The organism is Lachnoclostridium sp. Marseille-P6806, assembly GCF_964238185.1.
Classification (GTDB): domain Bacteria; phylum Bacillota; class Clostridia; order Lachnospirales; family Lachnospiraceae; genus Brotaphodocola.
Map to the genome: position 1 here is coordinate 47,594 of NZ_CAXSLG010000009.1, position 16,478 is coordinate 64,071.

Annotated in this window: 11 protein-coding genes and 1 pseudogene; all 12 read right to left on the minus strand. The window is 47.1% G+C overall.

Annotated elements, in window-relative coordinates; all coding sequences use genetic code 11:
* Nucleotides 1-7: 7 nt before the first annotated feature.
* Entirely contained in the window at nucleotides 8-799 is a 792-nt protein-coding gene (minD, locus tag ACESON_RS12325; protein WP_177959853.1) for a septum site-determining protein MinD, read from the minus strand.
* A gap of 63 nt (nucleotides 800-862) precedes the next feature.
* Nucleotides 863-1,528, minus strand: coding sequence for a septum site-determining protein MinC (gene minC / locus ACESON_RS12330; RefSeq protein ID WP_177959852.1), 666 nt, complete (start codon nucleotides 1,526-1,528; stop codon nucleotides 863-865).
* A gap of 28 nt (nucleotides 1,529-1,556) precedes the next feature.
* Nucleotides 1,557-4,427: a penicillin-binding transpeptidase domain-containing protein gene (locus ACESON_RS12335; RefSeq protein WP_177959851.1), complete on the minus strand. Its 2,871-nt coding sequence runs from the start codon at nucleotides 4,425-4,427 to the stop codon at nucleotides 1,557-1,559.
* Nucleotides 4,428-4,432: 5 nt separating this feature from the next.
* Nucleotides 4,433-4,939 (minus strand): rod shape-determining protein MreD, encoded by a 507-nt coding sequence (gene mreD / locus ACESON_RS12340; protein ID WP_177959850.1) that lies wholly within the window; start codon nucleotides 4,937-4,939, stop codon nucleotides 4,433-4,435.
* A gap of 404 nt (nucleotides 4,940-5,343) precedes the next feature.
* Nucleotides 5,344-6,162, minus strand: a pseudogene (mreC, locus tag ACESON_RS12345) (rod shape-determining protein MreC); the annotation flags it as partial.
* Complete coding sequence (gene radC, locus ACESON_RS12350; protein ID WP_177959875.1) at nucleotides 6,163-6,858, minus strand: DNA repair protein RadC; 696 nt, start codon at nucleotides 6,856-6,858, stop codon at nucleotides 6,163-6,165.
* Nucleotides 6,859-6,957: 99 nt separating this feature from the next.
* The gene (locus ACESON_RS12355; protein ID WP_177959848.1) at nucleotides 6,958-8,241 is read right to left on the minus strand and encodes a methionine gamma-lyase family protein; all 1,284 of its coding nucleotides are present in this window, start codon (nucleotides 8,239-8,241) and stop codon (nucleotides 6,958-6,960) included.
* A 60-nt stretch (nucleotides 8,242-8,301) separates the two neighbouring features.
* Complete coding sequence (gene miaA, locus ACESON_RS12360) at nucleotides 8,302-9,243, minus strand: tRNA (adenosine(37)-N6)-dimethylallyltransferase MiaA (RefSeq protein WP_373110174.1); 942 nt, start codon at nucleotides 9,241-9,243, stop codon at nucleotides 8,302-8,304.
* 44 nt (nucleotides 9,244-9,287) lie between these two features.
* Nucleotides 9,288-11,477 (minus strand): DNA mismatch repair endonuclease MutL, encoded by a 2,190-nt coding sequence (gene mutL, locus ACESON_RS12365; protein WP_373110175.1) that lies wholly within the window; start codon nucleotides 11,475-11,477, stop codon nucleotides 9,288-9,290.
* 11 nt (nucleotides 11,478-11,488) lie between these two features.
* A complete protein-coding gene (gene mutS / locus ACESON_RS12370; RefSeq protein ID WP_177959874.1) occupies nucleotides 11,489-14,137 on the minus strand; it encodes a DNA mismatch repair protein MutS in 2,649 nt (882 codons plus the stop codon).
* A gap of 24 nt (nucleotides 14,138-14,161) precedes the next feature.
* The gene (miaB, locus tag ACESON_RS12375) at nucleotides 14,162-15,694 is read right to left on the minus strand and encodes a tRNA (N6-isopentenyl adenosine(37)-C2)-methylthiotransferase MiaB (protein ID WP_373110177.1); all 1,533 of its coding nucleotides are present in this window, start codon (nucleotides 15,692-15,694) and stop codon (nucleotides 14,162-14,164) included.
* 51 nt (nucleotides 15,695-15,745) lie between these two features.
* Nucleotides 15,746-16,432 carry a histidine phosphatase family protein gene (locus ACESON_RS12380; protein WP_373110179.1) on the minus strand — a complete coding sequence of 229 codons (687 nt, stop codon included), beginning with the start codon at nucleotides 16,430-16,432 and terminating at the stop codon, nucleotides 15,746-15,748.
* Between the last annotated feature and the right edge of the window lie 46 nt (nucleotides 16,433-16,478).

Here is a 16,478-nt window from a genome sequence, read left to right on the forward strand (position 1 = left end):
CGCCCTCCTATGCTCTTTTCAAAAAGCCGGAAATGCGAACCAGAATTCCCCGATGAGGATCCAAATCAAGAAATGGAACAGATTCTCCTGTGATTCGTTTGCAGATGTTTAAATATGCCTGCCCGGCCACAGTATCTGTGTCTACCAAAGGTTCCCCCTGATTTGCAGAGATCACAACGTCCTCGTCATCCGGTACCGCTCCTATGACATTCACTGCCAGGATATCGGCTACGTCTGCTACGGACATCATATCTCCTCTCCGCACCATGTCCATCCGTACACGATTCACAATTAGGTCAATCTCCTGCATCTGGGAAGCCTCCAGAAGGCCGATGATGCGATCTGCGTCACGAATGGCTGATACCTCAGGTGTTGTCACCACCAAAGCTCGGTCTGCACCGGCTATGGCGTTCTGGAAGCCCTGCTCAATTCCGGCTGGGCAATCCAGAAGAATATAGTCAAACTCTTCTCTCAAATCCTCCACAAGCTTACGCATCTGTCCCGGATTCACAGAGGACTTGTCCCTGGTCTGGGCTGACGGCAGCAGATAAAGGTTTTGACATCTTTTGTCTCTTATCAGGGCCTGCTTCATACGGCAATTGCCTTCTACCACATCCACCAGATTGTAAATAATCCGGTTTTCCAGTCCCATTACCACATCTAGATTACGCAGGCCGATATCTGTATCAATCAGCACAACGCTGTAGCCCAGCAATGCCAGACCTGTTCCGATGTTGGCAGTGGTGGTAGTCTTGCCGACCCCGCCTTTTCCAGAAGTAATTACCATGACTTCGCTCATAGCTATCCTCCTGAAAATTTTCTACCTATCCATTTTACATGAAAATCACAAATATTTCCAGTATTAATTCAAATTTAATATACTAAAATAAGATTTTTTTATGGCTTTCGTACAAATATTACAATTTTCAACACTTGCTATCATCGGACCGCGCCCCAGTTTTCTGCCCTTATCGCCATAATGCATACTAAGATCAGCAATTTTGATCTGAAGAGGCGCCATTTCCATGGCAGCCACAACCGCTTCCCGGTTTCCGGAAACCCCAGCGTGAACTGTCCCACGCAGTTCTCCCAGAATAATAATGTTTCCTTTTGCCGTTACTCTGGCACCATGCTGAACATCTCCTATCACCACAATGCTGGCTTCTGATTCCAGTGCTTCTCCCCGATGAAGATTTCCACGATAAAACTGACCTGTCCGGGCAGACAGCTCCATCAGCTTCTGGTTCAGGGCTTTTTCGCACCGCTCAATCCGGTTTGCATCATGATCAATCAGACACAAAATCTCCACACCGGAATTCTCTGTAATCGTGTTTACAATCTGAAATTCTTCTTTGGAAGTAAGCTCTCTTCCCTCCAGCATCAGCGCCATCTGGATATTTCCCCAGAATCTGGCATTTTCCCGAAATTTGGCTGCCAGCTCGGCAATCAGCTCCTCAAATCCACAGTCGGGATCAAGGATAACTGTCATGCCTGACTTGCTGCTTTTGATCACAATTTTGTTTTTCAACTTTTTTCCCCGCTTTCCATTGAAAATATCAGTCTCCGATGGTTACATTGGAAACATCCAGCGCGCCGGTGTTTAAAATGTAATCCAAATCGGTATATCCGTAGTAGAAGCGGTATACGTTCTTTGCGACCATGGCCGCATTGGACGAAGAATATCCATAAGGGATATTTACCGTTACACAAATTTCCGGGTTGGTATAAGGTCCATATGAGATAAAGAATGCATGGTTTCCTCTGGTTCGGATCTCCTGAGCCGTACCTGTTTTACCTGCAATATCCACCTCCAGGTTCTGGAAAATCTTTTTAGCAGAACCGTCTGCTACTACGCCCCGCATTCCCTGCTGGACTGCATCCCAGGTAGAATCTGCTATCTCAACATGACCGGTCACCTCCGGTGTGTAATCCTGAATCAAATTGCCTTCAGAATCTGTCATCTTATCCAGAAGGCTCAAATCAAATACCGTTCCCCGATTGGCAATCGCTGCCACATAACGGGAAAGTTGAACATTGGAATAGGAATTGGTTCCCTGTCCCATGGCAGAACGCTCCGGATCCTCTGTGGTCATTTCCGGCATACTTTCCGGAATTTCAATGCCGGACGGCCGGTTCAGACCAAACATGGAAGCATATTCCCGAAGCTTGCCGATTCCCATATCCGTAGAATAAATCAAAGTATCCTTATTTGTAGAAAGCCGGTGAGCCACCTCTGCTACGAAATAGTTACAGGAATTGGCAATTCCTCCCACTACGTTCAGAGGGCCATGGCGCCCAGGATAAATCCAGCATTTGATCGCAGGACTTACCTCTGTGTATTCGCCGGTACACTCAATGGTTTCCTCCAGGCCAATCACGCCCTCCTCCAGACCGGCAATGGCTGTTATTGGTTTAAAGGTAGAGCCCGGCGCCTTCTTTGCCTGTGTGGCATTGTTATAGAGTGGAAGAGATAAATCATTGGTCAGCTGGCTGTAATAGGCCGCGTCTACAGTGCCTGACATTTTATTGTTGTCGTAGCTGGGGTAGGTAACCAGCGCCCGAACCTCGCCTGTATTCACATCTGTAATTACCACGCCTGCCGTACAGGGATCCAGAGCCAGCTGAGCCGGTGTCAGTTCAATATTTTTAATTTTATCCCGGATAAAGCTAAACGCATAATCATTTCCGTTAACCGTCAGAAGATGTACCTGATTCTCATCATACGGAAGAACCCCCTGGGCATACAGAGCCAGACACAGCTGTTTCCCTGTAATCACACCATTATTAATCAGATAGCGGTAAATCAGCTTGGTAAAGCTGATATCTCCCTCCAGATGGCTCAGAACATATTCCACCAGCACACCATAAATATCATCCGCGCTGGAATACTTGCTTTCTACCTCCAGCTTGGTAGTATCAATCCATCCGTCTGCAATTCCTCTGTAAAGATAATCCCGCAGGCTGATTTCATCCTTTTTCCAAGCATTGTAGGTATCACTTGCCGTATCAATATTTTTTTCGTTAATAATTCCTACCTCGCTGGATGAAAGATAGTTGTAGATATAAACCATATAAGCCATCATATCCTGGGGAAGATCCTTCATTACGGCTGCATGCTCGCTCATCAGCTCATAGCGAAGCTGCTCAAGGATCGCAGCTTCTGAATTCCGGTAAATCCGGTAAATTTCCTTTTCAATGTCAGAGGCATCCTCCAGAGCCATTTTACTCAACGAAAGTACGTTGTTGTTAATCAGCTGATAATACGCATCCTTTACTGGAATCTTGATTTTGGAAGCATCTACTGCATCCATGGCATCTACGTCCTCATTTACAAGTCCATCTGCCAGAATTCCCGCCAGCTGCTGTTCAATCAAATGATAGATTCCCACCTGAAGATCCCGGTCAATCGTCAGATAAATATCATTTCCCGTTGTAGGCTGAACCTCAGAAACAACCTCCATAACACTTCCCATGTTATTGACAATCAGCTCTGTGTGTCCCTTTCCTCCCTGAAGCTCCAGCTCCATAGACGACTCAATACCGGTTCTTCCCACAACATCGTTAATATCGTAATCCGGATTTTCCTTCTGCAGCTCCTGAAGCTGTTCCTCCTGCACCTTTCCCGTATATCCGATAATAGGGGCAAAATAAACGCTGTCATTGTATTTGCGGATAGTCGTCTGCTCAATTCCAACACCCTGAAGTTCATCCATATGCTCCATGATATCTGCCACAGTTTCCTCGTCTATCTGTCCCGTAATCACGCTGGTTTCGTATTTTTTATATGCAATCAGCGACATGGTATACCGGATATCCACAATCTGCAGAGCTTCGTCATCTGTCAAAATTACAGGATTCCCGTTTTCATCCTTCATCTCGCCCAGCTTGTACCGGTTGTACCTGGTTTCAAAAGCCTCCCGGGCGGTGGCTGAAGCCTCCTCGGGCTTCAGCTCATCCACAGAACGCCTGCCATAATAATCCCGGAGAAACCGTTTCACTGCCGCTCCGGAACCGGAGGTATAAACCATCTCTCCATTTTCATTCAGTGCAATTTCCAGACGTCCCTCTGCCCGATATCCGTGACGGTTGAGAATATGCACAAGCTTTAACAGCATATTATTCATAGATGCGCTGTCCGGATAAGCTCCTGTGTCCTGAATGCTGACAACATAGGCCAGCTCATTATAAGCAAGAAGCCTGCCATTGCGATCATAAATATTGCCGCGGGTTCCCGGTGTATCCACCGTCTTGGCCGTCAGCTGAACATACTCATCCAGATACTTTTCTCCATTGACAATCTGCAAGTCAAACAGCTTGAAAATCAGAATGGCAAACATACCGGTGAACATCAGCGCCAGCGCAAAAATTCGTGAACCCAATATCTTTTTTGCTGTTTCCCGTAATATTTCCAGTAAATCCTTCAGCACGTTTTTCAGTCTCTCCTGTTTTCCATCTCTTCCAGTCTTCTGTTTGTAAACAGAAAGAACCGGTAAATCAGCAATGTAGTAACTACCGTAAAAATAGTCTCCGGAATCACAATCTCCCGCACATAATAAAAAATATCCAGACGGTTTCTAATCAGAAACCGGAACACATAAATATATACGTTATAAATCAGTTCGTTTACCAGGCTCATTACAAGCGGCAGATTGATATAATCCTCGTAATAGTATTTGGTGCAGATGCCGTTAAAATAACCGACATTCACAAACAGCAGGGTAAAAAATCCGAACGGACCGCTGTAAAACAAATCCAGCAGAATTCCTGCCACAAGACCATAATACATCCCCGCCTCTTTTCCATAGATAAAACCAAAGGAAAAGGTCAGAATCAGCAGCAGGTTCGGTGATGCTGACAAAAAAGGAATCAGCGGAATCACACAATTCTGAATGGTAAATGCCAGTACCAGCAGCAGCACGTTGATTAAAAACCGTTTCATGTTTATTCCCCCTGACCTGACGGGCCTGTCCCAGGGGGAACCGGAGAAGCCGGTTCTCCCTGCTGCCCAGGAAATGCCTGAATCTGAACCTCTCCCTGAGAAGGAGTCGTCTGTTCCTGCTGGTTCTGAATACCTTCTCCGTTTTCCCTGCGGGCTGGCGCAGTCTCTCTGTTTACTGGTGGCTCTATCTCTCGCTCCTGCCTTTCAGCCTCCGTCTCTAGAGGAGCAGCGGTTTCTGCCGGACGGCTCTCTGACTCTTCTTCCCCGCGTTCCGGGATCTCTGCTGTGGATGACTCCACTTCCCCGTTTGCAGCCGTACTTTCACCGGATCCGTCCTGGGCTGTGCCTTCTCCTTCCTGCTGGCTGATATGAGCCTTAATCAGCTCATCCTGTGTCATCTCCGCCTTCAGCTGTGTAACCACCAAAACCTCCTGGAGACTGTCAAACTGCGCTACAGGAACCAGATATCCGGATTTCGTCAGTCTGGTGGAATCTGTCGTAATGTCAGACGCATATCCAATCAAAATTCCTGGCAGAAACTTAGAGCTGATATTAGACGTAACAATTCTGTCTCCATTTTTAATATCTCCATCTGTAGCAATATTGGTAATCCTGAGACGGCCTTCTCCAAACAGAGTCAGATCCCCGGCCACAATACAGGAATCGCCCGACTGCTGAGCCATAGCGCTGACGCGGCTTACATCGTCTATAATCGAACGTACTGTGGCATAGTGAGCCCCTACATCCGTGACAATGCCTACCAGACCGCCTCCGGCCATAACATTGGCATCTACCCGGACTCCATCTGCAGCTCCCTTATCAATGCGGAATACCTGGAACCAGTCTCCAGAATCCTTGGCAATGACCCGGGCGCCGATTTTTTCATACTGCATATATTCCTGATCCAAATCATAAAGCTGACGCAGACGCTCCAGTTCAAACTGTTCAGACTGAAGGCGGCTGTTTTCCTCAATCAGCTGATCAATCTGAGCCTGAAGAACCTCTTTTTCATCCATGGCACTCTTCAGCCTGCTGAAATTGCTGATCCCGTTGTACAGGGACGTTCCTGCTTTATTAACACCTGACTGAATAGGGTTCAGAAAAAATCCGATACTGGTTCTCAGTGGATTCAAAAAACCATCCACAAAAGACGTGACCACTATCAAAATAATGCAGAATACACACAGACCAATTAAAACGTATTTACTGCGTTTTGACTCCATTTATAACAATCCTCGTTCTTTCATACTGACATACGCGCTGTCTCCAATCACAATATGATCCAAAAGACGGATCCCCATAAGCTCTCCGGCCTTGCGAACCCGTTCTGTTAATAGAATATCCTCTTTGCTGGGCTCCGGATCTCCGCTGGGGTGATTGTGCACCAGAATCAGACTCACAGCCTGATAGCGCAGTGCCTCAATATAGATCTCTCTGGTACCGGCTAAGGAAGCGTTGACAGTGCCCTTGGACATCATCCGCTCTCCAATCAGCATTTGCCGGGTATTAAACATCATCAGGAAAAACTGCTCCTGCTCCATATGCCGCAGATCCTCCCGGTAATATGCTGCAACCTGTTCCGGTTCCTCAAATCGCATAACTCTTTCCATATGCTTCTTTTTCCAGATTCTGCGGGAAAGCTCACCAATACACATCAGCTGAACTCCCTTCACCTTTCCGATTCCCTTCACAGACATAAGCTGCGGCAGGGAAAGATGCAAAAGCCCTAAAATACCCTCTCCCGGGCAGTTTAAGGCCAGAATCCGTTCTGCCAGTTCCAGAGAATTCTCCCCCTTTGAGCCGGTGCGGAGAATAATGGACAGAAGCTCTGCGTCTGTCAGATGTTCTGCGCCCTCCCTCATACACCGCTCATAGGGTCTGGAACTGTTTGGCAGTTCTTTCATTTTCATATGTCTCATCATTTCCTCCTTACGTGACTCTCCGGTACGAAACAGGAAATGAATCCGTGTCTTAGTTTACCACAAAACACAAGCTCTGTATACAAAAAATGGAAATCTTTAGAATGTATTAATAATTCCCGCATCTACCATTTTCTGCATAGATTTCATAATTCCCAGCTTGGCATGATACCAGGTCAGGCCTCCCTGGAAATAAACCGCATAAGGCGGTTTGATGGGGCCGTCTGCAGAAAGTTCAATAGAAGAGCCCTGAACAAATGCGCCTGCTGCCATAATAACCGGAGCATCGTATCCCGGCATATCCCACGGCTCTGGCGTTACAAAGCTGTCTACCGGCGCTGCTGCCTGAATTCCCTGACAGAAAGCAATCACTCCCTCCGGAGTTCCAAAAGTAACAGCCTGGATAATATCATGGCGGGATTCACTTCCGTTCGGTACAACAGCAAAGCCCAGCTTTTCATAAATATTAGCTGCAAAAATAGCTCCCTTTAAAGCGCCTGCCACAACAGTCGGTGATAAGAACAGGCCCTGATAAAAGGACTGATTCAATCCCAGGCTCGCTCCCACCTCTTTTCCAAGTCCCGGTGCACTTAAACGATAGGAAGCCCGGTCGATACAGTCTTTGCGTCCCACAATATAACCTCCGATAGGAGCCAGACCGCCGCCAGGATTCTTAATCAGAGAACCTACAATCATGTCTGCACCTACGTCAGTGGGCTCTATCCGTTCTACAAATTCTCCGTAGCAGTTGTCCACCATACAAATAACATCCGGCTTCACACTCTTTACAAAAGAAATCAGCTGGCCGATTTTTTCTACAGACAAAGTAGGACGGGTGGCATAGCCCTTAGAACGCTGGATCGTTACCAACTTTGTTTTCTCATTGATTGCTTTTCTGATATTTTCAAAATCAAAGGAGCCATCCTCTAATAAATCCACCTGGCGGTACACCACTCCGTATTCCTTTAAGGAGCCTACAGAATCACGGATTCCAATTACCTCCTCCAGAGTATCATAGGGCTTTCCAACAGGTGAAAGAAGTTCATCGCCTGGACGAAGATTTCCGGAAAGAGCCACATGAAGAGCATGAGTTCCACTGATAAGCTGAGGGCGAACCAGTGCACTTTCACCATGAAAGGCCTTGGCATACACCTCCTCCAGAACATCACGGCCCAGATCATTATAGCCATATCCGGTAGTCGCTGCAAAGTGAATATCACTGACTCTGGCCTCCTGCATGGCTTTTAACACCTTCATCTGGTTATACTCTGCAGTTTCATCAATCGCCTCAAACCGCTCCTTTAACTGTGCCTCTATCTCTGTGCAGAATTTCTGCACAGCCGGGGTAATCCCAAGACCTTCATACATTGCCTCTAATTCCATAGTTTCTTCCTCCTGATTTGTCATTCTTCTGTTATTTTCTTAATGCTTTTTCGCTTCTTCCTATTCCGAAGTCTTTTCCATATTATTCAGAATCCCTTCCAGAATCCTGGTTTTATCGAATTCATAATCCTCCAGCTTTATCCATCTTACATCCCGCTCTCTGCGGAACCAGGTCAGCTGACGCTTGGCAAAATGCCTGGTGTCCCTTTTCAGCACATAAACAGCCTCATCTAAGGTGCATCTTCCGTCCAGGTAGTCAAGAATTTCCTTATAGCCCAGTCCCTGCATAGCCACCATCGTCCTGGTACATCCCATTTCCTTTAATCGGCGGACTTCCTCTATCAGACCTGCTTCCAGCATCTGATCCACTCTCTGTTCAATACGGCGGTACAGTCTTTCGCGCTCGCAGGTTAAAACGTAATAGTATAAATCATAAGGAGATTCTTTCTGCCGCTCCTTCCGGTTGTGGCTGGAAATCTGCTGTCCTGTTAAGTGGTAAAACTCAACCGCCCGAATCACACGTTTTACATTATTGGGATGAATCGCCTCTGCCGAATCCGGATCCACTTGCCGGAGAAGCCCGTGCAGATATTCCGGCCCTTTTTCTTTTGCTTCCTGCTCCAACTCCTCCCGAATATGAGAGGTATCCTCATTTTCTGTAAAATCAATGCTATAGGCCAGCGCCTGAATATAGAATCCGGTTCCCCCTGTTACAATGGGAACATGGCCCCGGGCATAAATCCCCTCCATGGCCTCCCTTGCCATTGCCTGAAACCTGGTTACATTAAATTCTTCCCAGGGCTCCAGAACATCAATCAGATGATGGCGAATCCCGTCCATTTCCTCAGGCATAATTTTGGCAGAGCCAATATCCATATGACGGTATACCTGCATAGAATCTGCACTGATAATCTCTCCGTTCACAGCCTTTGCCAGGCTGATTGACAGCTCCGTTTTTCCCACCGCTGTAGGCCCGGTCAGCACAATCAATTTCTTTTTCACATGAACTCCTTTCCATTTTCCTCCATGCTCATCCGCTGATTCTGTCAGACAATCCGCTTGAATTTCTTTTCCAACTCATATTTTGTCATAGAAACAATGGTCGGACGCCCGTGGGGGCACGCATAAGGATTATCCAGCTCCAAAAGCTGGTCAATCAGACGGTCTGCTTCTGCCGCACTCATATGGTGATTTCCTTTTACCGCCGCCTTACAGGACATGGAAGCTACTTTTTCATATATCATGTCAGGATTTCCCGCCATTCCGTCCTCAGAAAGGCCGTCAATCATCTCCATCAGCAAATCCTTTTTTGCTATGGAAAAGAGATTGTCCGGAACTCCGCGAACTGCAAATTCCCGTCCTCCAAAGGGTTCAATCTCAAACCCGATATCCGTAAAATAACGAAGGTTCTGCTGCAGCATTACCTGCTCCCTGCTGCCAAGAGTCAGAATAATCGGCGGATTTACCATCTGACAGGTATACTGTCTTGTTTTCAGTGTCGCCATGGTTTTTTCATACAACACCTTTTCATGAGCCGCATGCTGATCAATAATGTAAAGGCTTTGATTAAACTCTATCAGCCAGTAGGTGTCAAACAGCTGTCCAATCAGCTTGTGTCGGCTCCGGCTCTTTTCATCGAGAAGCTTTTCCTCAAAGAGGTCCATTTGCTGTCCCTGTTTTTCTTCCTCGCACTTTTCTTCTGTCTGTACGTCTATGGGGGAAGCTGTTTCCCTGCTGCCTAAAAGCAGGGCAGTCAGCTCTTCGTTAACCTCCCTGTGCTTCTCATCAGACGAAGAAGAATTTGTGCTGCCGTAGGCAGCTCTCTCGTCCTTTACCACGCAGACGGACTCCTCCGGGTTTTTAAGCTCCGGTTCTTTCGTCTCTGTTTGTCTCAGAGGTCTAAGCCCCGGCTTTCTCGCTTCTTCCTGCTTCAGCGGTCCAAATTCCAGTTCCCGCGTTCCTTCCTGTTTCAGCGGTCTAAGCTCTGACACTTTCGTCTCTTTTGATTTCAGCAGTCCAAACTCCGGCTGAATCTGTCTGGCTCCTGCTGCCCGGCTGCTCTCTCCTGACCACACGGAGTCCTTCGACCGGGGCTGAAATCCTGCATCTCTTCCCGGAGATGCCGCCTCCTCATGACGCTGCGATGCCCGCCCCATAGAAAGCTCCGGCTTTCCGCTCAGTGTTCTTTTTCCTTCCCTCAAGGCTCCGAAACTGCTTTTTTCCTCCAGCTCCACCTGCGGAATCAGTTCTCTGTGATCCAGAGCCTGAGACAGCGCATCTCGAACCATGCGAAACATCAGCTCACTGTCTCGAAACCGCAGCTCCATTTTTGTCGGATGTACATTCACATCCAGAAACTCAGGTTCAATGGTAAAATGAAGAAGAGTAAAAGGATATTTGTGCTGCATCATATAAGGCTTGTAGGCTTCCTCAATCGCCCTGCAGATAATTCCGCTTTTGATATAACGCCCGTTAATAAAATAATTTTCAAAATTCCGGTTATTTCTTGCAATCACAGGCTTTCCAATAAATCCCTTCACTGACACCGCTTCACCTGCTTTGTCCACCGGCAGCAGGCTGGCTGCAATCTCTCTGCCAAAGACCGTATAAATAATATCTTTTACATTGTGATTTCCAGAGGTGTGCAGCTTGTTCTGATTGTTCTGAATAAACCGGATCGAAATTTCCGGATGAGATAAGGCGATTTTTTCCACCAGATCTGCCACATGAGCCCCTTCCGTTGCAGCAGTTTTCAAAAATTTCTTCCGCACTGGCGTATTGTAAAACAGGTTTCTCACAATAAACGTCGTTCCATCCGGAGAACCGATTTCCTCACACCCCGTTTCCAGACCGCCCTCAATCTGATACCGGGTTCCTGTAAGTGAGCCTGCCGTCTTCGTAATAACCTCGACCTGGGAAACCGCTCCAATACTGGATAAGGCCTCTCCCCGAAAGCCCAGAGAAGAGATCGTAAACAAATCCTCTACGGACTGTATCTTACTGGTGGAATGACGCAGAAAGGCCAGAGGAAGTTCTTCCCTGGGAATTCCGCATCCATTATCCGTTACCCGAATAAAGGAAATTCCTCCATCCCGGATCTCCACAGTTACAGCTGTCGCTTTCGCATCCACTGCATTTTCCAGAAGCTCCTTTACCACAGAAGCAGGACGCTCAATGACCTCACCGGCTGCGATTTTATTAATCGTGCTCTGATCCAGCACATGAATATTGGGCATGGTTTATTCTCCTATCCTTCCTGTCCGCTCCACCTGTTTTTCAGCTTTGTCTGAAGACGGTAGAGGGTATTCAGCGCATCAATGGGCGTCATATTTCCCAACTCCATATCTTTGATTTCCTGGATAATATCATCCTCTCGGACAGTATCAAATAACGTCAGCTGACTCATTTCCACATCGTCTGGTTTCGGAACTGGTTTATGGGAAGAAGCAGAGGCATTTGCACCGGCAATCTCTCTGGTTCTAGCTGTCAGATCCGTATCTACCAGCTGCTCCACCAGCTCCTTCGCACGATTAATTACCGTATCCGGGACACCAGCCAGCTTTGCCACCTGAATTCCATAGCTTTTATCTGCTCCGCCCTTGACGATTTTACGCAGAAATACAATATCATCGCCCTGCTCCTTGACTGCGATACAGTAGTTGTTTACCCCGCTCATCAGCCCCTCCAGCTCTGTCAGCTCGTGATAATGAGTGGCAAACAGTGTTTTTGCTCCCAAAAGCCTGGTGTTGCTGATATGTTCTACCACAGCCCAGGCAATACTGAGACCGTCAAAGGTACTGGTTCCCCGTCCGATTTCATCAAGAATCAACAGACTGTTTCTGGTAGCGTTTCTCAGAATATTGGCTACCTCTGTCATTTCCACCATAAACGTACTCTGTCCGCTGGCCAGATCATCTGACGCACCTACCCGTGTAAAAATCCGATCACAGATGCCGATATTGGCCTGAGATGCAGGTACAAAGCTTCCAATCTGAGCCATCAGCACAATCAAAGCTGTCTGACGCATATAGGTAGATTTGCCGGCCATATTGGGACCAGTAATAATGGAAATCCTGTTTTTGCCATTATCCAGATAAGTATCATTAGATACAAACAGATCATCCCGCATCATTTTTTCTACCACAGGATGTCGTCCTGCCTTAATCTGAATTACACCCTTTTCATTGATAGAAGGCTTCACATAATCATTCCTGGTGGCCACAGTAGACAAAGAGGCGTATACATCAGTTTCCGCAATCGCCCGGGCCGTTTTCTGGATCCGTACCACCTGAGCTCCTACTGCATCCCGAACCTGACAAAACAGCTCATACTCCAGAGAAAACAGCTTATCCTCAGCGCCCAGAATTACATCCTCAAGCTCCTTTAACTCATCCGTTGTATAACGCTCTGCGTTGGTCAGAGTCTGCTTGCGAATAAAATAATCAGGGACCAGGTCCTTAAAGGAATTGGTTACCTCAAAATAATATCCAAATACCTTATTGTATTTGACCTTCAGATTCTTAATTCCCGTTTTATCCCGCTCTCTGGCTTCCAGCTCCGCCAGCCATGTTTTTCCCTCTGTCTTTGCATGGCGCAGACGGTCTGCCTCCTCATGAAAGCCGTCCCGGATAATTCCTCCTTCCCGGACAGTTACAGGAGGTTCCTCTGCAATAGCACGGCTGATCAGATCGTTTAAATCCTCCAGAGGATCCATTTCCTCCTCCAGCGCTTTTAAATTGGCACAGGTAAACTCCTGAAGCAGCTGCTTCATGTAAGGAACCATGGCAATGGAATTGCGGAAAGCCAACAGATCCCTGGGATTTGCAGATTTGTAGCTGATGCGCCCAATCAGACGCTCCAAATCATAAACCGGATTTAAATATTCCCGCAGTTCCTCCCTGCTGATATAATTCATATTCAGCTCTTCAATGGCCTTCTGACGCTCCAGAATCTCTTCTTTATGAATCAGGGGCTGCTCAATCCAGGTTCTTAACAGTCTGGCGCCCATGGCGGTTCTTGTCTTATCCAGAACCCAGAGAAGGCTTCCACGCTTCTGCTTTTCCCGCATGGTCTCCAAAAGCTCCAGATTCCTTCTGGTGGAGGAATCAAGAACCATATAGTTGCCTGTGGAATACGGCACAATGGAAGTCAGGTGATCCATCGTCGTCTTCTGTGTCTCATACAAATACTGAAGCACTGCTCCTGCTGCAATCACGCCACTGTCGTAATCTCCAAGGCCCAGCCCCTCCAGACCATTTACCTTAAAATGCTCCTTCAGCACCTTTCTGCAGCTTTCATCCTGAAAATAATGAGAATCCACAGCAGAAACAGCAAAATGATATCTGTCCTTCATCTCATCCAGACTGATTCCTGACATGGCAAAGGCATCATTATATATGATTTCTGCTGGGGAAAATTTATTAATTTCATCAAAAAGAGAGCGTTCCGATCCAACCTCCGTCACCAGAAAATCTCCGGTCGTAATATCAGCCACCGACACTCCCATTTTGTCTCCCAGATAAACAATCGCCATCAGGTAGTTGTTCTTTGTCTCATCCAGAGCCTGACTGCTGGTAATTGTGCCGGGAGTCACCACCCGGATTACTTCCCGCTTCACCAGTCCCTTTGCCTGTTTGGGATCCTCCATCTGCTCCGCAATTGCAACCTTATAGCCCTTCTGCACCAGGCGGCTCAGATAGCTGTCCACAGCGTGATAAGGGACGCCGCACATGGGCGCCCTTTCCTCCAGTCCGCATTCCTTTCCAGTCAGCGTGATTTCCAGTTCTCTTGACGCTGTCAGTGCGTCATCAAAAAACATCTCGTAGAAATCCCCCAACCGATAAAACAGAATACAGTCCTGATATTGTTTTTTGGTCTCCATATATTGGGCCATCATTGGTGATAATCCAGCCACGTTCTGTTACTCCTTCTTCTGTCCGTCTTCTCTAAATTTTCCCATATAATAAAATCCCTTAGATTCCTCCAGGTAAACATCTACAATTTTTCCAATCAGAGACTCGTCCCCAGGGAAATGAACCACAGTATTGTTGCTCATTCTGCCGGTCACATATCCCTCCTGATGGTCATCCAGGCTTTCCACAAGCACCTTCTGCACCGTTTTTTCATCTCTGCCACAAACCTCTGCTGAAATCTGCTGAACCTCCTTTAAAAGCCGGTCAAACCGATTTTTCACCACATCCTCCGGAACCTGTTCCATAGCTGCAGCAGGCGTTCCCGTTCTCTTGGAGTAAATAAAAGTAAAGGCACTGTCATACCGTACCCGACGAACCACGTCCAGAGTTTCCTCAAAATCCTCCTCCGTCTCCCCCGGGAAGCCCACAATAATATCTGTGGTCAGAGAAATCCCCGGCATAGCGCTGCGAATTTTGTCCACAAGCTCCAGATACTGTTCCTTAGTATAGCGGCGGTTCATAATCTTTAAAATGCGGCTGCTTCCTGACTGCAGCGGCAGATGCAGATGGGTGCATACCTTTTTGCAGTCTCTCATGGCCTCAATCAGCTCATCAGAAAGATCCTTGGGGTGAGAAGTCATAAAGCGAATTCTCTCCAGCCCCTCAATCTCGTTTATTTCACGCAGAAGCTGAGCAAAGGTAATCGGAGTTTCCAGATTCTTTCCATAGGAATTTACATTCTGTCCAAGAAGCATAACCTCTACAACACCGTCTGCCACCAGTTTTCTGATTTCATCCAGAATATCCTCCGGCCTGCGGCTTCTCTCTCTTCCCCGCACATAGGGAACAATACAATAGCTGCAGAAGTTATTGCAGCCAAACATAATGTTCACCCCTGACTTAAAGGGGTATTTTCTGTCTACAGGAAGCTCCTCCACAATCTGATCCGTCCCTTCCCAAACATCTACCACCATTTTACGGTTTTCCAGCATTCTGCGGCAAAGCAGCTCTGCCAGCTTAAAAATATTGTGAGTTCCGAAAATCAAATCCACAAACGAATAGCTTTTCTTAATTTTTTCAATAACAGACGGCTCCTGCATCATGCAACCGCAAAGGGCAATCATCATATCCGGCTGTTTTTTCTTCAGGGTATGCAGATAGCCCAGACGTCCGTAAACCTTCTGGTTTGCATTATCCCGCACGGTACAGGTATTATAAAGGACAAAATCTGCATGCTCTGAATCGATCTCCTTTAATCCTGCCTGCTCCAGAATACCGGAAAGCTTTTCAGAATCCCGGGCATTCATCTGGCATCCAAAGGTAGCAATATGGAAGGTGCCATATTTTCCCTCTGCCTGAAGCTGACCTAAAAGCCTGCTGCCATACCGTCCAGCCGCCTCCCCGCTGTCTACCAGTGCATCAAACCTCTCCTTCCAGAGAGTTCGAGCCTGTTCAATAAAATAATACTGGCGGGCTCCCTCTTCTGCCGGAGCCTGCTGCTGCATCTTATCAAATCTCTGAATCTTGTTTTCTTTGTTCATATCTGAAATCCTCTTTGCAATCTGTTTCTGTAAGCGAAAAAATCCAAACCATTATATCACAAAATGGGCCGGTTGCAAAGCATCTGCCCCTGCTGGCTTCCCTGTTCTGAAATCCACACATTCCGCCGGATCATAATAAATCTGGTCTGACGCTGTAAGTACCGCTTTTCCATCCTCAACATCTACAATACTGACTGCACAGTTGGGCGGAACCTTTCCATGCCAGAAATTTTCCTTATCCTCGTATACATTGTTAAGGATTCCTCTGCAGGCACAGCCATGGCTGGCAATCAGAATGGTCTTATCCTGATAGCTGCGTGACTTGAGCAGCCCCTGAAAAAAAGATCTTGTACGAACGCAGAGATCTGCTATACATTCTCCATCCTCAGCATTCTGAAAGTGGAAGGGATCCTCATAAAAATCCTGAAAATGCTCTGAGGGAATCTGAAAATTATGTTTCCGGCTTCCCAGTCCCTCCCAGGAACCAAAGCTGATTTCGCTAATCCGGGCATCCTCAAAAATGGGAATGGATTTCCCTTCTGTTACCAGCTCTGCCGTCTGTCTGGCTCTTTTCAGAGGACTTGTAATAATCAAATCAAATTTTACATGGCTGAGCGCCTGCCCTGTAATCCTGGCCAAACGCACTCCGTTTTCGTTCAGGGAAATGTCCGTTTGTCCCTGCAGCCGTCCTGCTGCATTCCATTCCGTCTCTCCATGACGGATTATGTACATCCGCATTTTTTTCTTCCTCCGCCCTCATTCTTTGACACCGGCAAACGCTGCT

Coding starts and splice junctions, on each gene's coding strand:
- minD (WP_177959853.1), bottom strand. CDS start 799: ATGAGCGAAGTCATGGTAATTACTTCTGGAAAAGGCGGGGTCGGCAAG.
- mreD (WP_177959850.1), bottom strand. CDS start 4,939: ATGAAACGGTTTTTAATCAACGTGCTGCTGCTGGTACTGGCATTTACC.
- radC (WP_177959875.1), bottom strand. CDS start 6,858: ATGAGACATATGAAAATGAAAGAACTGCCAAACAGTTCCAGACCCTAT.
- ACESON_RS12355 (WP_177959848.1), bottom strand. CDS start 8,241: ATGGAATTAGAGGCAATGTATGAAGGTCTTGGGATTACCCCGGCTGTG.
- mutL (WP_373110175.1), bottom strand. CDS start 11,477: ATGCCCAATATTCATGTGCTGGATCAGAGCACGATTAATAAAATCGCA.
- mutS (WP_177959874.1), bottom strand. CDS start 14,137: ATGATGGCCCAATATATGGAGACCAAAAAACAATATCAGGACTGTATT.
- miaB (WP_373110177.1), bottom strand. CDS start 15,694: ATGAACAAAGAAAACAAGATTCAGAGATTTGATAAGATGCAGCAGCAG.
- ACESON_RS12380 (WP_373110179.1), bottom strand. CDS start 16,432: ATGCGGATGTACATAATCCGTCATGGAGAGACGGAATGGAATGCAGCA.